The organism is Streptomyces sp. NPDC059456, from assembly GCF_042750055.1.
In the GTDB taxonomy this organism is placed as follows: Bacteria; Actinomycetota; Actinomycetes; order Streptomycetales; family Streptomycetaceae; genus Streptomyces.
Genome location: NZ_JBHYVA010000146.1, coordinates 1 through 14,801 on the forward strand (window position 1 = coordinate 1; position 14,801 = coordinate 14,801).

Consider the following 14,801-nt stretch of genomic DNA (forward strand, 5'->3'; position numbering starts at 1 on the left):
GGCCGCCGGCGGAGCCGCGGCCGGAGATCGCCGAGTCCTGGCGCCGGATGCTGGCCCGCGGGGTGCACCCGGACCGGGACGCGCGCTCGCGGATGCTGTCGGCGGCCGAGACGGAGGAGCGGCGGCAGGTGTCGCCGCTGCGGGAGGTCCTGCCGGTGCTGCGCGAGGGACTGCTGCCGGCGCTGGACTCGTCGCTGCACATCATGGTCGTCGCCGACGCGGAGGGGCGGCTGCTGTGGCGGGAGGGGTCGGCGTCGATCCTGCGCAAGGCGGACCGGCTGGGGTTCTCGGTGGGCGCCGACTGGGCCGAGGCGGTGGTCGGCACGAACGGGGTGGGCACCGCCCTGGTGGCCCGGCAGCCCGTGCAGGTGTTCTCGGCGGAGCACTTCGTCTCCAGCCACCACGAGTGGACCTGCGCGGGGGCTCCGGTACGGGACCCGCGGGACGGGCAGCTGCTGGGCGTGGTGGACGTCAGCGGGCCGCTGGCCACCATGCACCCGGCCACCCTGGCGTGGGTGAGCGCGGTGGCCCGCCTCGCGGAGCGGGAGCTGCGGGTGCGGCACCTGGAGTCGCTGGAGCGGCTGCGGGCGGTCGCGGCGCCGCTGCTGGCCAGGCTGCCGGGGCGGGCCCTGGCGGTGGACCCGCACGGCTGGACGGCGGCGGTGACGGGGCTGGCCCCCACGGACCGGGTCCCGCTGCCGAAGGGGTTCGGGCCCGGGCCGGTGTGGGTGCCGCAGCTCGGGGACTGCGTGGTGGAGCCGCTGCCGGGCGGCTGGCTGCTGCGCGTGGCGCAGGCGCCGGGCGCGGCGACGGCGGCGAGCCGGGTCGTCCTGGACCTGAGCCGGCCGCGCGCGTGGTCGGCGACGGTGTACGGGGCCGCCGGAAGCTGGTCCCGGGAGCTGAGCCCGCGCCACGCGGAGCTGCTGTTCCTGCTGGCGGAGGGGCCGCGGGGCCGCTCGGCGGCGGAGCTCGCGGCGGAGCTGTTCGGGGACCCGACGCGGACGGTGACGGTCCGGGCGGAGCTGTCCCGGGTCCGCCGGCACCTGGGCGGGGTGCTCACGCACCGCCCGTACCGCTTCGCGGACGACGTGGAGGTGGAGCTGATCCGCCCGCAGGACCCGGCGGCGCTGCTGCCGCACTCCACGGCGCCGGCGGTGATCAAGGCCCGCCTGGGCCGTTCGGGGCCGGCCGTGATTCCCTGACCTGCATGAGCACCATCACCCTCACCACCTGGTCCCTGGAAATGACCTCGCCGCAGGACCTGGTCCGTGCCGCCGTCCCAGGACCTGAGATCCGTGTCCGGCGGGCGGAGGTCCCCTCGCCCGAGTTCAGCCGCTTCCTCTACGCCTCGGTGGGCGGTGACATCCACTGGACGGACCGGCTGTCGCTGACCCGGGCGCAGTGGGTGGAGCAGCTGGAGCGTCCCGGCGTGGAGACGTGGGTGGCGTACGACCGCGGGACGCCGGCGGGGTACGTCGAGCTGGACCCGCAGGACGACGGCGTGGTGGAGATCATGTACTTCGGGCTGCTCCCGGACTTCCGGGGGCGCCGCATCGGGGGCCACCTGCTGACGCTGGGCGTCGAGGCGGCCTGGTCGCTGGCGGACCGCTGGCCGCAGCGCCCGGCGACGACGCGCGTGTGGCTGCACACCTGCAGCCAGGACGGCCCGACGGCGATGGACAACTACCTCCGCCGCGGCTTCAAGGTCTTCCGGACGGAGACGGAGGAAAAGGCGGCCGCCGAAACCCCGGGCCCCTGGCCGGGCGCCTGACGCCCCACCGGCACCCGGCCCGCACGGCGGCGCGGCCGCGGGACCGCGGGGCCGCGTGACCGCCGGGCCGCATGGACCGCCGGGCCGCGTGGACCGCCGGGCCGCATGGACCGCTCCACCCGCGGGCGGCGGGTGGAGCGGGGCGGGCGCGGCGGCTCGGCGGCCGGATCCCGCGCTTCCCCGGCACGTGACCGGCGTCACGTCGTCTCGAATTGCGGGACCACATCGTCCGGATTATGGACAGTAGTGGACTCCTCCAATCGGCACATGACACGCTTCCGCCATGAATGGAGCTGGGATTGCCTTGGTGAGTCGGCGGCACGTCGACCTCGGCCGCATGTCCAGCGCCATCTGTTCGGCGCGCTGACGGAACCAGCCACCGCCGCACAGCGCCCCGCACAGCGTCGTCGCGGAGGCGCCCAGCCCGCAGTCCCCTGAAGGCAGAACACCGCCCTGACCACCGGCACAACCGGACCGGGCGGCTCTCGGCCGCACCTGCTTGCGCGCAGGGCCGATGCCAGGGGCACTCGCCGCCCCTCCCCCTGCCCTTGCACCGAGCCGCCGAAGAAGGACGTACCGCCATGGCCGCCACCCCCGAAACGCCCGCCGCCGCGCGCCGAAAGACCGGCCGCCACCGCGGTGAGGGTCAGTGGGCCGTTGGACACCACACCCCCCTCAACGGCAACGAGCAGTTCAAGAAGGACGACGACGGTCTCAACGTGCGGACACGCATTGAGACGATCTACTCCAAGACGGGCTTCGACTCGATCGACCCCAACGACCTGCGCGGACGCATGCGCTGGTGGGGTCTGTACACCCAGCGCAAGCCCGGGATCGACGGCGGCAAGACCGCGATCCTGGAGCCGGAGGAGCTGGACGACAAGTACTTCATGCTGCGCGTGCGCATCGACGGCGGCCGGCTGACCACCGAGCAGCTCCGCGTCATCGGCGAGATCTCGCAGGAGTTCGCGCGCGGCACCGCCGACCTCACCGACCGGCAGAACGTGCAGTACCACTGGATCCGGATCGAGGACGTCCCGGAGATCTGGCGCCGTCTGGAGGCCGTCGGCCTGTCGACCACCGAGGCCTGCGGTGACACGCCCCGCGTCATCCTCGGCTCGCCCGTCGCCGGCATCGCCGAGGACGAGATCGTCGACGGCACGCCCGCCATCGAGGAGATCCAGCGCCGCATCGTCGGCAACAAGGAGTTCTCGAACCTGCCGCGCAAGTTCAAGTCCGCGGTCTCCGGCTCCCCGCTGCTCGACGTGGCGCACGAGATCAACGACATCGCCTTCGTCGGCGTGCACCACCCCGAGCACGGCCCCGGCTTCGACGTCTGGGTCGGCGGCGGCCTCTCGACCAACCCCAAGCTGGGCGTCCGCCTGGGCACCTGGGTCTCCCTCGACGAGGTCCCGGACGTCTACGAGGGCGTCATCTCGATCTTCCGCGACTACGGCTACCGGCGCCTGCGCAACCGCGCCCGGCTGAAGTTCCTCGTCGCCGACTGGGGCCCGGCCAAGTTCCGCCAGGTCCTGGAGGACGAGTACCTGGAGCGCAAGCTGACCGACGGCCCCGCGCCCGAGCAGCCCGGCGGCCAGTGGCGCGACCACGTCGGCGTGCACCGGCAGCAGGACGGGAAGTTCTACGTCGGCTTCGCGCCCCGCGTGGGCCGCGTGGACGGCGCCACCCTGACCAAGATTGCCGACGTCGCCGAGCAGCACGGCTCCGGCCGCCTGCGCACCACCGCCGAGCAGAAGATGATCGTCCTCGACATCGAGGCGGACCGCGTCGACTCCGTCGTCGCCGCACTGGAGGCGCTGGACCTGCGGGTCAAGCCGTCGCCGTTCCGCCGCGGCACGATGGCCTGCACCGGCATCGAGTTCTGCAAGCTGGCCATCGTCGAGACGAAGGCGCGCGGCGCCTCGCTGATCGACGAGCTGGAGCGCCGCCTGCCGGAGTTCGCCGAGCCGCTGACCATCAACATCAACGGCTGCCCGAACGCCTGCGCCCGCATCCAGGTGGCGGACATCGGTCTCAAGGGCCAGCTGGTCCTGGACGACGACGGCAACCAGGTGGAGGGCTACCAGGTCCACCTGGGCGGCGCGCTCGGCCTGGAGGCCGGCTTCGGCCGCAAGGTCCGCGGCCTCAAGGTCACCGCGGCCGGTCTGCCCGACTACGTCGAGCGGGTCGTCACGCGCTTCCAGGAGCAGCGCGCGGACGGCGAGCGCTTCGCCGCGTGGGTGTCCCGTGCGAAGGACGAGGACCTCTCGTGAGCGAGCGCGCGGCCCCGTTCCACTGCCCGTACTGCGGCGACGAGGACCTGTTCCCGAACGAGACGGGCCACGGCGCCTGGGAGTGCCGGTCCTGCAACCGGGCCTTCCAGCTGAAGTACCTCGGGCTGCTGGCCCGGGGCGTCCGGTCCGACACCGCTGGAGGGGACGAGATATGACGACGAGTCAGGCAGTGCGGACGCACGGTCTCAAGGCGCTGGCCGAGCAGGCGGGCCGCGACCTGGAGGACGCCTCCGCGCTGGAGATCCTCACGTGGGCGGCGAAGACCTTCGGCCGGAAGTTCGCCGTGACCTCCTCCATGGAGGACGCGGTGGTGGCCCACCTGGCCTCCCGCGCCTTCCCCGGCGTGGACGTGGTCTTCCTGGACACCGGCTACCACTTCGAGGAGACGATCGGCACCCGCGACGCGGTCGAGGCCGTGATGGACGTCAACGTCATCACGCTGACCCCGCGCCACACCGTGGCCGAGCAGGACGCGGAGTACGGCCCGAAGCTGCACGACCGCGACCCCGACCTGTGCTGCGCGCTGCGCAAGGTCAAGCCGCTGGAAGAGGGCCTGACCGCGTACGAGGCGTGGGCGACGGGCCTGCGCCGCGACGAGTCCCCCACCCGGGCGAACACCCCGGTGGTCGGCTGGGACGAGAAGCGGCAGAAGGTCAAGATCTCCCCGATCGCCCGCTGGACGCAGGACGACGTGGACGCGTACGTCGCCGAACACGGTGTCCTGACCAACCCGCTGCTGACGGACGGCTACGCCTCCGTCGGCTGCGCCCCCTGCACCCGCCGGGTGGCGGAGGGCGAGGACGCGCGGGCCGGCCGCTGGGCCGGACGGGCCAAGACCGAGTGCGGACTGCACGGCTGATGACGACCACGGACAGCAGAGAACCGACGGAGAAGCAGATGAGCGTGAGCGACCAGGGCGCCACCGTGTGGCTGACCGGGCTGCCGAGCGCGGGCAAGACCACCATCGCCTATGCGCTGGCCGAGCGGCTGCGCGCCGAGGGCCACCGCGTGGAGGTCCTCGACGGCGACGAGATCCGCGAGTTCCTCTCCGCCGGCCTGGGCTTCACCCGGGAGGACCGCCACACCAACGTGCAGCGGATCGGCTTCGTCGCCGAACTCCTCGCGAGCAACGGCGTCAAGGCGCTCGTACCGGTGATCGCGCCGTTCGCGGACAGCCGCGAGGCCGTCCGCAAGCGGCACGCCGCCGAGGGCACCTCGTACCTGGAGGTCCACGTGGCCACCCCGGTCGAGGTCTGCTCCGAGCGTGACGTGAAGGGCCTGTACGCCAAGCAGGCGGCGGGCGAGATCTCCGGTCTGACCGGCGTCGACGACCCGTACGAGGCTCCGGAGTCCCCGGACCTCCGCATCGAGTCGCACACGCAGACCGTGCAGGAGTCGGCATCGGCCCTGCACGCGCTGCTCACCGAGAGGGGTCTGGCATGACGGCCACCGTCGCCCACCTGCACGAAGAGACCGACGCGCCCTACGCGCTGTCACACCTCGACGCCCTCGAATCGGAGGCCGTGCACATCTTCCGCGAGGTGGCGGGCGAGTTCGAGAAGCCGGTGGTCCTGTTCTCCGGCGGCAAGGACTCCATCGTGATGCTGCACCTGGCGCTGAAGGCGTTCGCGCCGGCTCCGGTGCCGTTCACGCTGCTGCACGTCGACACCGGGCACAACTTCCCCGAGGTCCTCGCCTACCGCGACCGGGCCGTGGCGAAGCACAACCTGCGCCTGCACGTGGCCTCCGTCCAGGACTACATCGACGCCGGGAAGCTCCGCGAGCGCCCCGACGGCGTCCGCAACCCGCTGCAGACCGTCCCCCTCACCGAGGCGATCCAGCAGCTGAAGTTCGACGCCGTGTTCGGCGGCGGCCGCCGCGACGAGGAGAAGGCCCGCGCCAAGGAGCGCGTCTTCTCCCTGCGCGACGAGTTCTCCCAGTGGGACCCGCGCCGCCAGCGCCCCGAGCTGTGGCAGCTCTACAACGGCCGCCACGCACCGGGCGAGCACGTGCGCGTGTTCCCGCTGTCCAACTGGACCGAGCTGGACGTGTGGCAGTACATCGCCCGCGAGGAGATCGAGCTGCCGGAGATCTACTTCGCCCACGAGCGCGAGGTGTTCCGGCGCAACGGCATGTGGCTGACGGCCGGCGAGTGGGGCGGTCCCAAGGAGGGCGAGACCACCGAGACCCGCCTCATCCGCTACCGGACCGTCGGTGACATGTCCTGCACGGGTGCCGTCGACTCCGACGCCACCACGCTGGACGCCGTGATCACCGAGATCGCCGCCTCCCGGCTCACCGAGCGGGGCGCGACCCGCGCCGACGACAAGCTGTCCGAGGCCGCGATGGAAGACCGCAAGCGCGAAGGGTACTTCTAACATGACCAGCACCACCGAGCAGTTCGCCGATCTGGCGGCGACCACGCTGCTGCGCTTCGCGACCGCCGGCTCCGTCGACGACGGCAAGTCCACCCTGGTCGGGCGCCTGCTGCACGACTCCAAGTCGGTGCTGACCGACCAGCTGGAGGCGGTCGAGCGGGTGTCCGCGAGCCGCGGTCAGGACGCCCCCGACCTGGCACTGCTGACCGACGGCCTGCGGGCCGAGCGGGAACAGGGCATCACCATCGACGTCGCGTACCGCTACTTCGCCACCGCCCGGCGCCGGTTCATCCTCGCCGACACCCCGGGGCACGTGCAGTACACCCGGAACATGGTCACCGGCGCCTCCACCGCCGACCTGGCCGTGGTCCTCGTCGACGCCCGCAACGGCGTGATCGAGCAGACCCGCCGGCACGCCGCCGTCGCGGCCCTGCTGCGCGTCCCGCACGTGGTCCTGGCCGTCAACAAGATGGACCTGGTGGGCTACGAGGAGCCGGTCTTCGCCAAGATCGCCGAGGAGTTCACCGCGTACGCCTCCGACCTGGGCGTCCCGGAGATCACCGCGATCCCGATCTCGGCGCTCGCCGGCGACAACGTGGTCGAGCCGTCCTCCCACATGGACTGGTACGGCGGCCCGACGGTGCTGGAGCACCTGGAGACCGTCCCGGTCAGCCACGACCTCACGGCCTGCCCGGCGCGTTTCCCGGTGCAGTACGTGATCCGCCCGCAGACCGCCGAGCACCCCGACTACCGCGGCTACGCGGGCCAGATCGCCTCCGGCGTGCTGCGCGTCGGCGAGGCCGTCACGGTCCTGCCGTCGGGCCGCACCTCGGTCATCGCCGGGATCGACGCGCTCGGCGAGAGCGTGGACATCGCCTGGGCCCCGCAGTCGGTGACGGTCCGCCTGGCGGACGACATCGACATCTCCCGCGGTGACCTGATCGCGCCGTCCGCGAACCCGCCGGCCACCACCCAGGACGTCGTCGCCACCGTGTGCCACGTCGCGGACCAGCCCCTCTCGGTCGGTGCGCGGGTGCTGCTCAAGCACACGACGCGGACGGTCAAGGCGATCGTCAAGGAGATCCCCTCGCGGCTGACCCTCGACGACCTGTCGCAGCACCCGGACCCCGGGCAGCTGGTGGCCAACGACATCGGCCGCGTCGTCGTACGGACCGCCGAGCCGCTCGCGCTCGACGCGTACGCCGACTCGCGCCGCACCGGGTCCTTCCTGCTGATCGACCCGGCCGACGGCACGACCCTGGCGGCGGGCATGGCCGGGGAGTCCTTCGCCTCCCGGGCGCGGACGACCGTGCAGGCCGACGACGAGGGCTGGGACTTCTGACCCATGTCCTTCGACATCTACTCCACCTTCGCCAAGGAAGGCGGCCGCGTGGGCAGCGGCCGCCTCGGCAGCGGCCAGGGAGGGGTGGCGCGATGTGCGCGATGACGTACGTGCACTGCCCGCACGCCCTCACCCCCCACGAGCCGTACCCGTCCCCGCCGCACAGACGAAGACCCGCGTCATGAGCTGACGCTGCGAGAGGAAGCCCTCCGTGCCTGCCACCAGCACCACCACCAGCAAGACCGTGCGCCGCGGTATCGCCGCCGCTGCCGCCCTGCCGCTCCTGATCGGCGCGCTCGCCTCGTGCGGTTACGGCTCCCAGGCCGAGAAGACGGACGCGAAGACGTCCGCCTCCCCCGCCGCAGACACGAAGAAGCTCTCCGCCTCCGAGGTCCGCATCGGGTACTTCCCGAACCTGACCCACGCCACCGCCCTGGTCGGCATCCAGGAAGGCCTCATCGCCAAGGAACTCGGCGCCACCACCATCAAGCCGCAGACCTTCAACGCCGGACCCTCCGAGATCGAAGCCCTCAACGGCGGCTCCCTCGACATCGGCTTCATCGGCCCCTCCCCCTCGATCAACGGCTACGTCAAGTCCAAGAGCACCAACCTGCGGATCATCTCCGGCTCCGCCTCCGGCGGCGTCAAGCTCGTCGTGAACCCCGCCACGATCAAGACCCTGGACGACCTCAAGGGCAAGAAGATCGCCACCCCGCAGAAGGGCAACACCCAGGACGTCGCCTTCCTGAACTGGATCGCCGACAAGGGCTGGAAGGTCGACCCCGAATCCGGCAAGGGCGACGTCTCCGTGGTCCGCACCGACAACAAGGTCACCCCCGACGCCTTCAAGCAGGGCTCCATCGACGGCGCCTGGGTACCCGAGCCCACCGCCTCCAAGCTCGTCTCCGAAGGCGCCTCCGTCCTCCTCGACGAAACCGACCTGTGGCCCGACAAGAAGTTCGTCATCACCAACGTCATCGTCTCCCAGAAGTTCCTCAAGGAGCACCCCGACGTCGTGGAAGCCGTCCTGCGCGGCACCGTCAAGACCAACGAGTGGATCAACGCCAACCCGGACCGGGCCAAAACCTCCGCCAACGCCGCGCTCAAGACCCTCAGCGGCAAGGAACTGGAACCCGCGGTCATCGACCCGGCCTGGAAGAGCATCCTCGTCACCGACGACCCGCTGGCCACCACCCTGAAGACCGAATCCGACTGGGCCGTCAAGGCCAAGCTCATCGAACAGCCCGACCTCACCGGCATCTACGACCTCACGCTCCTCAACAAGGTCCTCAAGGCCACGGGCAAGCCCGAGGTCACCGACGCCGGCCTCGGCACCAAGTAAGCCCGTACGCATCCCAGGAGGTGACGACCATGGCCACCACGCTCGCCAAGGCTGCCGAGGGCACGGTAGCGGAGCAGACGCACGCCGCACGCATCGAGCACGTCTCGAAGTCCTTCTCCGGCCCGGCCGGATCGCAGCTCGTCCTGGACGACATCAGCCTCGATGTCGCGCCCGGCGAGTTCGTCACCATCCTGGGGGCCTCGGGGTGTGGCAAATCCACCCTGCTGAACCTGGTCGCCGGGCTCGACAAGCCCACCGCGGGCACGATCGAGACCGCCGGCCGGCCCGCCCTGATGTTCCAGGAGCACGCCCTCTTCCCGTGGCTCACCGCGGGCAAGAACATCGAACTCGCCCTGCGGCTGCGCGGGGTGGCCAAGGCCGACCGCAAGCCGGAGGCCGAGCGCCTGCTGGAGCTGGTCCGCCTCGGCGGCGCCCACGGCAAGCGCGTCCACGAGCTGTCCGGCGGCATGCGCCAGCGCGTCGCCCTGGCCCGGGCGCTGGCCCAGGACAGCCGGCTGCTGCTGATGGACGAGCCGTTCGCGGCGCTGGACGCCATCACGCGTGACGTGCTCCACGGCGAACTGACCCGCATCTGGGCCGAGACGGACGTCTCCGTTCTCTTCGTGACGCACAACGTGCGCGAGGCCGTGCGGCTCGCGCAGCGCGTGGTCCTGCTCTCCTCCCGGCCCGGCCGGGTCGCGAAGGAATGGACCGTGGACATCCCGCAGCCGCGCCGCATCGAGGACGCGGACGTGGCCGAGCTGTCCGTCGAGATCACTGAACACCTGCGTGGGGAGATCCGCCGCCATGGCCAGCACTGACACGAAGGCGAAGACGGACGACCTGGCCGGTCTGGAGGCCGGCCTGGACGCCCTCGACGCGGTCCAGACCCACCGCACGCCGGCGCGCGAGGTCCTCGTCAAGAAGGTCCTCCCGCCGTTCATCGCCGTGGGCCTCGTGCTCCTGGTGTGGCAGGTCCTCGTCGCGGCGAAGATCACCGACGAGACGAAGCTCCCGCCGCTGTCCGCGGTCTGGGACAGCCTGTCCGAGATGTGGCTCAAGGGCACCCTGCTGGAGGTCGTCTGGACCAGCGTCTCCCGCGGTCTGCTCGGCTTCCTGCTCGCGCTGGCCATCGGCACGCCGCTCGGACTGCTCGTCGCCCGCGTCAAGTTCGTCCGCGCCGCGATCGGCCCCATCCTCCAGGGCCTGCAGTCCCTGCCGTCGGTCGCCTGGGTGCCGCCGGCCGTGCTCTGGTTCGGCCTCAACGACGCCATGATGTACACGGTGATCCTGCTCGGCGCGGTCCCGTCCATCGCCAACGGCCTCGTCTCCGGCATCGACCAGATCCCGCCCCTCTACCTGCGGGCGGGCCGCACGCTGGGCGCCACCGGCCTGCGCGGAGCGCGGCACGTGATCATGCCGGCCGCCCTGCCGGGCTACCTCGCCGGACTGAAGCAGGGCTGGGCCTTCTCCTGGCGCTCCCTGATGGCCGCCGAGATCATCGCCAGCTCCCCCGACCTGGGCCTGGGCCTGGGCCAGCTGCTGGAGAACGGCCGCAACAACATCGACCTGCCGGGCGTGTTCCTCGCGATCATCCTGATCCTCGTGGTCGGCATCGCCATCGACCTGGTGATCTTCAGCCCGGTCGAGCGGTGGGTGCTGCGCAGCCGCGGCCTGCTGGTCAAGAGCTGAGTCCCGTGTTCCGCGCCCCCGCCCCCGCCCTCCTCGTCATCGCCCACGGCAGCCGCGACCCGCGGCACGCGGCGACCGTGCACGCCCTGACCCGGCGGGTGCGGGCGCTGCGGCCGGGGCTGCGGGTGGAGACGGCCTTCCTGGACTTCGACACCCCGACGGTGGCGCAGGCGACGTCCGCCCTGTACCGGTCCGGCGTACGGGAGGTCGTGGCCCTCCCGCTGCTCCTGACGCGGGCGTTCCACGCGAAGTCCGACATACCTGCGGTGCTGGCCGAAGCCACGTCCCGGCTGCCGGGCCTCTCGGTGCGGATCGCGGACGTCCTGGGCCCGTCCCCGCTGCTGGTCGGCGCGCTGGAGCGCCGCCTGGCGGAAGCGGGCCTCACCCCGGCGGACCGCGCCGGCACCGCAGTGGTGCTCGCGTCCGCCGGTTCCTCGGACCCGGAGGCGATCGCAGTGATCGCTGAAATCGCGCGGGAGTGGCGGCACACCGGTTGGTGCGCCGTGCGGCCTGCGTTCGCCTCCGCCTCGCTGCCCCGTACGGAGGACGCCGTACGGGCCCTGCGCGCGCAGGGTGCGCGCCGCGTGGTGGTGGCCCCGTACGTCATCGCCCCCGGGCGCCTCCCGGACCGCATCGTGGCCGGCGCGGAAGCCGCCGGGGCGGACCTGGTCTCCGCCGTCCTCGGCGCGGCGCCGGAACTGGCCCGGCTCCTCCTCCACCGCTACGACACGGCCCCCGTCGGCGTGCCCCTGCTCGCGGCGGCCTAGGCGGGGCCGGGGCCGGTCAGGAACGGGCCGCCGCCTCGTCGGCCAGGGCCGTCAGGTCCTCGACCGACATCGCCCCCGGCGGCAGGCCCTCGCGGGCGAAGATGTTCGCCGCGTGGCGGAGCGTGTCGTTCACCGGGGTCGGCACGCCGTGCAGACGCCCCAGCAGGGAGATCTCCCCGTTGAGGTAGTCGGCCTCGATGGAGCCCGTGCCCCGGTGCAGGGACTGCCAGGAGGAACCGCCCCGCAGGACCGGGGGGTGGTCGACCTTCCCGTCGCGGGCCGCCGCCTGCTCCTCGGCGGAGACGTGCGCGATGCCCGCCGCCGCGAGTGCCGCCCGCCCCTCCTGCTGTGCGCGCAGCAGGAGCGCCGCCTTCGCCGGGTGCGGTTCGGGGCCGGTCGTCGCCTGGATCGCGTTGCCCAGGTTCCCCAGCAGCTTCGCGTACTTCCACCGCATCACGTCCTCGACGACCGGCGCCGCGAACCCGGCCCGCTCCAGGTCGGCCGCGATCCGCCGGGCCCGCGCGTCCGCTCCGCCGGCGGCCGGCCCGATGTGCAGGATGCCCGTCAGCGGCGCGCACAGCGCGGACACCACCCCCGGCTCCAGGAAGGTGGCGGGCAGCCAGACGCACACGCCGTACACGCGGGCGAAGCGGCGCAGCGCCAGCCGCTCGCTCTCCACCCCGTTCTGCGCGCACAGGACGGGCAGCCGCTGGGCCGCGGTACCGCCGCCCGCCACCTCAGCGTCGCCCCACGCGTCGAGCGCGGCGATCGCGTCCTGGGTCTTCACGGCCAGCAGCAGGACGTCGTCGGGCCGCAGTTCACCGAGTTCGGCCGGGCCGGTGACCACGGGGATCCGGTGCACCCGGGTGCCGTCCGCGGTCGTGAGGCGCAGTCCGTCCGCCGCGAGGGCCTGCGCGTGCGCGCCGCGCGCGACGAGGACGACCTCGACGCCCGTCTGCGCCAGCCGTCCGCCGATGGTCGCGCCGATCGCCCCGGCGCCGATGATGATGTAACGCATGGCCAGGAGCCTGGCACACCCGGTGTCCCGCGTGGCGGCCGGGGCACGGTGGAGGCGTGTCCTCCACGCCGGCTCGGCCGGGCCCGGCCCGGGCTGGCCCCGGTCCGGCGGGCGCCGGGCGTCCGTCAGGCGGCGAACCCCGGGACGACCAGCCCGGACTCGTAGGCGATCACCACCGCGTGGGTCCGGTTCTGGGCGCCGAGTTTCGTCAGCACGTTCCCGACGTGCGTCTTCACGGTCTCCAGGCTCACCCTGAGCGCGTGCGCGATCTCCGGGTTGGACAGGCCGGTGGCCATCGACCGCAGCACCTCCTCCTCCCGCAGCGTCAGCGCCGCCGTCGGCAGCGCCCGGGCGGACTGCAGGGGGCGGGCGGTGACCATCCGGCGCAGCGTCGCCGGGAAGAGGATCGCCTCTCCCTGCGCCGCCACGCGCACGGTCTCCGCGATCTGGCCGACCGGACGCCGTTTGAGTACGAACCCGGCGGCTCCGGCGCTGAGCGCGGCGGTGACGTAGTCGTCGTTCTCGAAGGTGGTGATCACGACGACCTTCGGCGGGTCGGCCGCTTCGGCCAGCAGCTGCCGGGTGGCCTCGATCCCGTTGCGGCGCGGCATCCGCACGTCCATCAGCACCACGTCCGGCCGGAGCAGCAGCGCCTGTTCGACCGCCTCGACGCCGTCGGCGGCCTCCCCGGTCACGGAGATCCCCGGCTGGGATGCGAGCAGCACGCGCAGTCCGCTGCGGGTCACCTCGTCGTCGTCCGCGATGAGGACGCTGACGGGGGCGGTGGTCATGCCGACCACCGTACCGGCAGGCGGACGGCCAGCCGCCAGTGCGCGGGGCCCTGCGGGCCGGCCTCGAAGTCGCCGTGCAGCAGCCGTACGCGTTCTGCCAGTCCGGGCAGGCCGTGCCCGGAGGTGGGAAAGGCTCCGGCGCCGTGGTGCGTGCCGGTCCCCGTCCCGGTGCGGTTGACGATGCGCAGTTCCAGGGCGTCCGGTCCGGCCGCCGCCCGTACCTCTATGGGGCCGCCGGCGCCGTGCCGCAGCGCGTTCGTCAGCCCCTCCTGCACGATCCGGTACGCCGCCCGGGAGAGCGTTCCCTGCACCTGTCCCAGTGCGCCCGACAGTTCGGGTTCCACGACCGCGCCCGCGTGCCGCAGCCGCTCCAGCAGGTCGGGGAGGTCGGCCAGGGTCCGGTGCGGCGCCGTCTGCGCCGCCTTCTGCTCGCGCAGGACGCCCAGTACGTAGTCCAGGTCCTCCAGGGCCGCGCGGGCCGAGTCCTCGATGCTGCGCAGCGCGGCCCGGGCCGCCACGGGGTCGGCGGCGAGCACCTCGCCCGCCACCGCCGCCTGGATGGTGGTCGCGGTGAGCGTGTGTCCGATGGAGTCGTGCAGTTCGTGGGCGAGCCGGTTGCGTTCGGCCAGCCGCAGTTCGCGCTCGGCCGCCAGCGCGAGCCGTTCGGCCGCCGACGGCCCCAGCAGGCGGGGGGCCAGCCACCGCAGGGCGTGCGTCACCAGCGCGCACACGGTGGCCGCCAGTACCAGGCAGCCGAACGCCACCGCCCAGCTCAGCGGGCCGCCCTCGACCCGCACCGACCGGCCGAACAGGCTCAGCGCGGCCTCCCCCCGGAGCCAGTGTCCGGGGAGGGCCACGCCCATGAGCAGCAGCAGACCTGCGACGAGCGTTCCGGTCCACCCCAGGGCGACGTGCAGCAGCAGCCAGAGCGGAGTCCGCCAGCGGCCGGACCCGGCCGGCGCTCCCGGCTCCGGTGCCGGGGCCGGTGCCGGTGCGGCCGGCGGATCGGGCAGCGGCACCTTCAGCAGCCGGCGGGCGGACCCGACCAGCGCACGCCGGGTGATGCGGGCCAGTCCGACCGCGCCGACGAGGGCCGCCCAGACCGACAGGACCAGTACGGCCTGCACTGCCTCGGGAGCCGACCGCCACGCGAGCGCCACCAGCGCGAGGGGCAGCAGGGGGAGGCTCGCCAGCGCGCCGCAGACGGCGAACAGCATGCCCGAGTACGTGGAGCCGCGCAGCAGCGGCCGGATTCCCTTGATCACAATCGGTCAGTATGGTCGGGCCGCCCGGCGTCCGCCTCCCCCGATCGGGGGAGCAGTTCCTCCCGCTTTTCCGCGATGTGCCGTCGTGCCCGCGCAGCCCATGATCGTGTCCTGCCCGGCCGGCGGAGACCACTCCTGGTC

At 72.9% G+C, this 14,801-nt stretch carries 16 protein-coding genes; 13 read left to right on the forward strand and 3 right to left on the reverse strand.

The features are described 5' to 3' along the window. The 13 genes from ACFXA3_RS15510 to ACFXA3_RS15570 all read left to right on the forward strand — a co-directional run. Nucleotides 1-1,202 (forward strand): GAF domain-containing protein (locus ACFXA3_RS15510; RefSeq protein ID WP_385187040.1); only part of this gene is annotated, 1,202 nt, incomplete at its 5' end. A gap of 5 nt (nt 1,203-1,207) precedes the next feature. Then, on the forward strand, nt 1,208-1,771 hold the full coding sequence (locus ACFXA3_RS15515) for a GNAT family N-acetyltransferase (RefSeq protein ID WP_385187042.1): 564 nt from the start codon (nt 1,208-1,210) through the stop codon (nt 1,769-1,771). A gap of 283 nt (nt 1,772-2,054) precedes the next feature. Next, on the forward strand, nt 2,055-2,138 hold the full coding sequence (locus ACFXA3_RS15520; protein ID WP_351782709.1) for a putative leader peptide: 84 nt from the start codon (nt 2,055-2,057) through the stop codon (nt 2,136-2,138). A 214-nt stretch (nt 2,139-2,352) separates the two neighbouring features. After that, a complete protein-coding gene (locus ACFXA3_RS15525) occupies nt 2,353-4,044 on the forward strand; it encodes a nitrite/sulfite reductase (protein ID WP_385187044.1) in 1,692 nt (563 codons plus the stop codon). Further along, nucleotides 4,041-4,220 carry a hypothetical protein gene (locus tag ACFXA3_RS15530; protein WP_385187046.1) on the forward strand — a complete coding sequence of 60 codons (180 nt, stop codon included), beginning with the start codon at nt 4,041-4,043 and terminating at the stop codon, nt 4,218-4,220. Before ACFXA3_RS15525 ends, ACFXA3_RS15530 begins: the two co-directional genes overlap by 4 nt. Then, a complete protein-coding gene (locus ACFXA3_RS15535; protein ID WP_385187048.1) occupies nt 4,217-4,924 on the forward strand; it encodes a phosphoadenylyl-sulfate reductase in 708 nt (235 codons plus the stop codon). Before ACFXA3_RS15530 ends, ACFXA3_RS15535 begins: the two co-directional genes overlap by 4 nt. Before the next feature lie 38 nt (nt 4,925-4,962). Then, nucleotides 4,963-5,508 (forward strand): adenylyl-sulfate kinase, encoded by a 546-nt coding sequence (cysC, locus tag ACFXA3_RS15540; RefSeq protein WP_350993795.1) that lies wholly within the window; start codon nt 4,963-4,965, stop codon nt 5,506-5,508. Then, nucleotides 5,505-6,443, forward strand: coding sequence for a sulfate adenylyltransferase subunit CysD (gene cysD / locus ACFXA3_RS15545; RefSeq protein ID WP_385187050.1), 939 nt, complete (start codon nt 5,505-5,507; stop codon nt 6,441-6,443). The genes cysC and cysD overlap by 4 nt, the downstream gene beginning before the upstream one ends. Nucleotide 6,444: 1 nt before the next feature. Further along, the gene (locus tag ACFXA3_RS15550; RefSeq protein WP_385187051.1) at nt 6,445-7,785 is read left to right on the forward strand and encodes a sulfate adenylyltransferase subunit 1; all 1,341 of its coding nucleotides are present in this window, start codon (nt 6,445-6,447) and stop codon (nt 7,783-7,785) included. A gap of 211 nt (nt 7,786-7,996) precedes the next feature. Further along, nucleotides 7,997-9,127 carry an aliphatic sulfonate ABC transporter substrate-binding protein gene (locus ACFXA3_RS15555; protein WP_385187052.1) on the forward strand — a complete coding sequence of 377 codons (1,131 nt, stop codon included), beginning with the start codon at nt 7,997-7,999 and terminating at the stop codon, nt 9,125-9,127. 29 nt (nt 9,128-9,156) lie between these two features. Then, nucleotides 9,157-9,948 carry an ABC transporter ATP-binding protein gene (locus ACFXA3_RS15560; RefSeq protein WP_385187054.1) on the forward strand — a complete coding sequence of 264 codons (792 nt, stop codon included), beginning with the start codon at nt 9,157-9,159 and terminating at the stop codon, nt 9,946-9,948. After that, complete coding sequence (locus ACFXA3_RS15565) at nt 9,935-10,819, forward strand: ABC transporter permease (protein ID WP_385187056.1); 885 nt, start codon at nt 9,935-9,937, stop codon at nt 10,817-10,819. The genes ACFXA3_RS15560 and ACFXA3_RS15565 overlap by 14 nt, the downstream gene beginning before the upstream one ends. Before the next feature lie 5 nt (nt 10,820-10,824). Then, the gene (locus ACFXA3_RS15570; RefSeq protein WP_385187058.1) at nt 10,825-11,586 is read left to right on the forward strand and encodes a sirohydrochlorin chelatase; all 762 of its coding nucleotides are present in this window, start codon (nt 10,825-10,827) and stop codon (nt 11,584-11,586) included. A gap of 16 nt (nt 11,587-11,602) precedes the next feature. On the opposite strand, the gene ACFXA3_RS15575 is transcribed toward ACFXA3_RS15570, so the two are convergent. From ACFXA3_RS15575 to ACFXA3_RS15585, 3 genes are all read right to left on the reverse strand, one after another. Continuing rightward, nucleotides 11,603-12,604 (reverse strand): ketopantoate reductase family protein, encoded by a 1,002-nt coding sequence (locus tag ACFXA3_RS15575; protein WP_385187060.1) that lies wholly within the window; start codon nt 12,602-12,604, stop codon nt 11,603-11,605. 125 nt (nt 12,605-12,729) lie between these two features. Beyond that, on the reverse strand, nt 12,730-13,395 hold the full coding sequence (locus tag ACFXA3_RS15580) for a response regulator (protein ID WP_385187062.1): 666 nt from the start codon (nt 13,393-13,395) through the stop codon (nt 12,730-12,732). Then, nucleotides 13,392-14,660 carry a sensor histidine kinase gene (locus ACFXA3_RS15585; protein WP_385187064.1) on the reverse strand — a complete coding sequence of 423 codons (1,269 nt, stop codon included), beginning with the start codon at nt 14,658-14,660 and terminating at the stop codon, nt 13,392-13,394. Before ACFXA3_RS15585 ends, ACFXA3_RS15580 begins: the two co-directional genes overlap by 4 nt. Nucleotides 14,661-14,801: the final 141 nt, after the last annotated feature.

What these genes read in the sequence shown, in the direction of transcription:
- ACFXA3_RS15515 (WP_385187042.1), top strand. Translation starts at nt 1,208, where the DNA reads ATGAGCACCATCACCCTCACCACCTGGTCCCTGGAAATGACCTCGCCG.
- ACFXA3_RS15520 (WP_351782709.1), top strand. Translation starts at nt 2,055, where the DNA reads ATGAATGGAGCTGGGATTGCCTTGGTGAGTCGGCGGCACGTCGACCTC.
- ACFXA3_RS15525 (WP_385187044.1), top strand. Translation starts at nt 2,353, where the DNA reads ATGGCCGCCACCCCCGAAACGCCCGCCGCCGCGCGCCGAAAGACCGGC.
- ACFXA3_RS15535 (WP_385187048.1), top strand. Translation starts at nt 4,217, where the DNA reads ATGACGACGAGTCAGGCAGTGCGGACGCACGGTCTCAAGGCGCTGGCC.
- cysC (WP_350993795.1), top strand. Translation starts at nt 4,963, where the DNA reads ATGAGCGTGAGCGACCAGGGCGCCACCGTGTGGCTGACCGGGCTGCCG.
- cysD (WP_385187050.1), top strand. Translation starts at nt 5,505, where the DNA reads ATGACGGCCACCGTCGCCCACCTGCACGAAGAGACCGACGCGCCCTAC.
- ACFXA3_RS15550 (WP_385187051.1), top strand. Translation starts at nt 6,445, where the DNA reads ATGACCAGCACCACCGAGCAGTTCGCCGATCTGGCGGCGACCACGCTG.
- ACFXA3_RS15560 (WP_385187054.1), top strand. Translation starts at nt 9,157, where the DNA reads ATGGCCACCACGCTCGCCAAGGCTGCCGAGGGCACGGTAGCGGAGCAG.
- ACFXA3_RS15565 (WP_385187056.1), top strand. Translation starts at nt 9,935, where the DNA reads ATGGCCAGCACTGACACGAAGGCGAAGACGGACGACCTGGCCGGTCTG.
- ACFXA3_RS15575 (WP_385187060.1), bottom strand. Translation starts at nt 12,604, where the DNA reads ATGCGTTACATCATCATCGGCGCCGGGGCGATCGGCGCGACCATCGGC.
- ACFXA3_RS15580 (WP_385187062.1), bottom strand. Translation starts at nt 13,395, where the DNA reads ATGACCACCGCCCCCGTCAGCGTCCTCATCGCGGACGACGACGAGGTG.